The 4,423-nt window shown below is 56.6% G+C and carries 1 protein-coding gene and 1 riboswitch; the gene reads right to left on the reverse strand.

The annotated features are described in order from the left end of the window. Nucleotides 1-4,042, reverse strand: a 4,042-nt coding sequence (locus VF724_RS20955; RefSeq protein ID WP_371756179.1) for a DUF6531 domain-containing protein, incomplete at its 3' end; no start/stop codon positions are given. Between the two features lie 190 nt (nt 4,043-4,232). Beyond that, a riboswitch (cyclic di-GMP riboswitch) is annotated at nt 4,233-4,326 on the reverse strand. Nucleotides 4,327-4,423: the final 97 nt, after the last annotated feature.

Here is a 4,423-nt window from a genome sequence, read left to right on the forward strand (position 1 = left end):
CACGATTCAATACGAGATTCCCGGCTGCGTTCAGAACATTGTGCGACTCGGACTCCACGTTCTGCGGAATGAGCGCTGCCGACTTTTTGCCGTATAGCGTAATGTCCGTGATGTTCCCCTGTGCATCCGGCGTATATTTCACCGGCGTGCCGACGGCGTCGACCGCGACCAGCTTGTTTCCGGCGGTGTCGTACAGGTCGTATTCTTTGGAGCCGTCCGGCAGCCTGCGCATGATTTCATTGCCGTTGACATCATAAACGTAGCCCCTCAAACGGATCTCCGCAGACCCGTCCGGCTTCGGGTTGGTGATGGTCTCCGAGGTGACGCGCCCTTGTGCATCATAGACGTATTCCTCGATGAGCCCGGAAGGCTCCTCGCGCCGCAGCAGATCGCCGACGGCGTTGTACCGGGTTGTGGTCACCGCCCACTCCGATGCGTTCAGTTGAACCCGATGCTCCCGCATATGGCCCCAGGCATCCACATCGAAGAGGTGCGTTTGGGTTTTGCCGGTCGCATCGATCTGTTCGGTTCGCTGGTGATTGCGCCCGTACGCGTCGGTCTGGTAGACAATCTCTTGTCCGCCGGGATTGACGGTGCGAGTCCGGTTGCCGAACGCGTCGTACTCATAAACGGTGCGGTCTTCCGACGGATCGACGGTCTCGATGATTCTGCCGTCCGGGTCCGTATGCGTTTGCCGGGTGTAGACCGTAAGGTTGCCCGCGGCATCGAAAGCCGGAACGGATACTTTCTTCACGCCGCCCGTATAGGCGTAACGGGTCGTATAACCGTTGCCGTCCGTCTCCTCAACGATTCGGCCGAGCCGGTCGTATTGATACGTCCGGACCGACAGTACCTCATCGCCCGGGTACAAGGTGTCGGGCTTGTTTGAGGCCAGCGTGTAGCCTCCCCACACCGGCGCTTTGCCGCCGACGGTTTCGGAGGCGATGCTGCCGTTGCCGTCATACGCATACCGGGTCCAATTGCCTCCGGGACCTTTCTCCTCGAGCAGCTGGCCGATCGAGTTGTAGCGGTATTCGGTGACCAGCATGCGGTCAGCCAGCTCTCCGAGCTGTACCGGGAAACCGGCGGGGACATTCGTCTTGACGGTTTCGGTTTTTTTCGTCACCCGGTCCCAGGCATCGTATTCGTATTCGGTCAAGCTGCCGTCCGGATGCGTCACCGACTTCAGCCGCCCGGCGTCGTCATACGCCTGCAGCGTGATTTTGGCGCCGCCCAATTCCGAAATTTCCACCGGCTCTCCCGCGATATTGTAGAAAATCTCCTTCACATTGCCGCGTTCGTCGGTCTCTTTGGATAAAAGCCCTTGCGTGTTGTATTCGTAAGCTTTCTCCAGCTTTCCTTCCGTACCGGCCTCCATGGGTACGGTCACCTTCGACAAGATCCTTCCCGCGCCGTCGTAGGTGTAGTTGGACTTCGTAAGCCCGTCCGACGTATAGATCACCGAGTCCCCGTCGTTGTATTCGTAAGCGCGGACGATGCGCTTGGACGAATCTTTCTTGTCCGTCTGCACGAGCTTTTTCAAGCGCCCGAAGTTGTCGTACTCAACATAGTCGTCGATCCGTCCCGTCGGCGATTCGGCATGCTGGATGAGGCCCACCGGATTATACGCGTACGTATAGACCGCCTCGTCCGGCGTCCCCGGATGCCGGGTCTCCGTCAATACATTGCCGTTCTCGTCATAGGTGTAGGTCACCTCGCGGCCGGTATCGGTCGGGAAAAAGTTGTGGTCATACTGATATTGGAACACATTTCCTTCCCCGTCGGTCCGTTTGTCGATTTGCCCGTTCGGCAAAAACCCCTCGCGGGTGGTGACGGTTCGGGGCGGCTGAATTCCGTAAGGATCGGCAATAGTGACGGTTTTCGTGCGGCTGACGATCTTACGCCCGTTTTTCACGTAGCTGTAGCTCACGTCAACTCCGCCCGTCCCCTTTTCGCTGAGCAGATCCCCATCCTGGTCGTATGCATATTCCAGAACTAAGCCGGAAGGACGAAGCTCACCCGTCCGGTTGCCCTTGGCGTCATAGCGGGTTTTCGTCGTCCGCTCCAAAGGATCGGTTTGGCCGATCAATTGGTTGCGGCTGTATGTATAGGTCCACTTGGCCGTCTGTGTCTGGACCCTCTGTTCCCCGTCCGTCGCATCAACCTGCTCGATTCGTTCGGTCAGGCGCCCCGCTTCGTTCCATTTGAGCACAGCGCTGCCGCCCGCCGTGGTCACTTCGGCTTGCTGTTCACCGTAAGCCACATCCACGAACTCTTTCACTTGATCCTGCTTGCGAACCGCTTGGATGCTTGTTACCCGGTTCTGTCCGTCATACTGCCAATCGGTCACTTTGGAATCGGGCTCTTCCCCGGCTTTCTCCCGATGGTTGTTGCCGTTATCGATGATCTTGTCGATGCGGTGAAGCGCGTCATACGTGAAGCGGATGATTTTCTGCGAAGGTTCCCGGTAGCCTACGAACTCTCCCGCCTGATTGTACATGAAGAAAAATTTCTTGTACGTTCCCGTCTGATTGCCGGCGCCGTCGATTTCTTTGATGATGGTCGAGTATACATTGCCCGTGTCGGGCGTATATTGGAATTGCACCTTGCGGCCGGCGCTGTCGGTTATGGTCTCGATCCGGTAATCGATCCCGTGATAGGTCGGCCATTTGATCCAGCTGAAGAACGTTTCATTCTGGTAGCGGTCCTGAATCATCCAGAATCTTCCGTCATCCGTAAAACGATACCTCAACTGATCCGGCCATTCCATCACGTAGGAGCTGTCATTCGGGTTGGCGGCATCGGGGTAATACGTCAGCTGCGGATAATACTGCTTTTGCCCGCCGGCATAGGTGACGTATTCCCCGTTTTCCTTATGGAACCAATAGACGGTTCCGTCAAACCCGCTCCACGTCAAATCGTCCTCCGACCACTTCTTGATCCTTGAGTCGAGCGTAAAGCTCCAGCCGTAGCCGAACGCGCCCTTGACCCGATTCTGATGGTTGTAGGTCGGGCTGAAATCCAGATCAAAGCCCGGCGTGATTTGCTTAAAGCCTTTAAAGTGCTGTATGCCGTTGCCCCCGGTCAAATTGATCTTCGCTTGCTGCCCGGCCACGGTGCCTGCCGCCTGCGGGATGTATGCCTGATCGCCCAGATCGGTGACAAACGGCCGCAAAGGAAGCGTGTCGGTCGTCTCATTGCCGGCCATGTCTTTGACGGCAACCTGCAGCGTTTCCCCGTCGCCCGGTTTCGCGGCGTAAGCGGCGTGCTGCGGGAAGGAGCTCAGCTCCCTCTCCGAGACAGAGCTGCCGGAAGCCTCAAAATGCTGCAGTCCGCTGACCCCATCCTTGGCCTCCACCGCCAGCTTGCCGTCCCCCAGCGGATGCACGCCGACGATCTCCGGCGCGACCCGGTCGAGAATCACTCTTGTATACTCTCCGCCGTATGCAGGAGCCGTCCGCGTGACCGTCGAAGGAGGCGTCTCCGGGTCCTCCGATGGGATCAGGAAGCTTACAGTCGGCGCCTCAGCCTCAAGGATCCAATAATAGAATCCGTCGGGAATTTCCTTTTCGGAAACGACCTCATAAGTCAAATTGAAATTATTGGTTCCGTAATGGTCAACGCTGCCGGAAAGCAGGGTGTAGATCTCTCCCGTGCGGATTTCCTTCAGCTTCAAGGTCACGGTATAGCCGGAAGGCGCGTTCAACGGCTCTCCTTCCTGACTGGCTACCCAATCGCTCAACGTATCCTCCCACTTGATGACAAATGGCGCCGCGCCTTCCTTCGGCGAAAATGCCGGCTCCGTTTCCAATGCCTTGATGTTGGCCCCAGGGCCGCCGACCTTCTCTTCCCCGACTTTGGGACGGGGTGACAGCACCTTGACGTCGTCAAACGTATAATATTTCGGACTTTCCGTTTCATTCACCGGTTCTACCCAGGACGGCCCCTGCAGACTCGCCGCTTCCGCCCGGACCCCTCTCTCCGCCAACCCAGGCAACAGGCTTCCAGCCTTCAGCCAAAGCTCGGATGGAATCAGCTCCAATATGAGCATCCAGCTTAACAGGACGGCGAACGTCTTGCGCCAGGCGATGAAAGACAGGATGCGCTTGCCCCTCTTAAGATTTTTTTCTCCAACATAAAAACCCCTTCCCCCTGGAGCATCCCCGCCCAAATATTCGCGAGAGACGCACTGCCGATGAGAAGAGGTTCAATTGTGCAAAAGAGATCCTGTTCCCGGCAGCCTGGCAATCATATCCTTCATAAGTCCAAGGACTTAGACCCATGGCTTTGCGTCTCCGCCTTTCGGCGGATTTGCCCTGATCAAGAATGATGACAAATTGAGAAAAATATGAATAAAATGGTAAATTCGACCTATTAACTAGATTATATGTGGTCTGATTTCCATAAGCAATCTTTTTTTCGA

The sequence above is a fragment of the Ferviditalea candida genome, from assembly GCF_035282765.1.
Classification (GTDB): domain Bacteria; phylum Bacillota; class Bacilli; order Paenibacillales; family KCTC-25726; genus Ferviditalea; species Ferviditalea candida.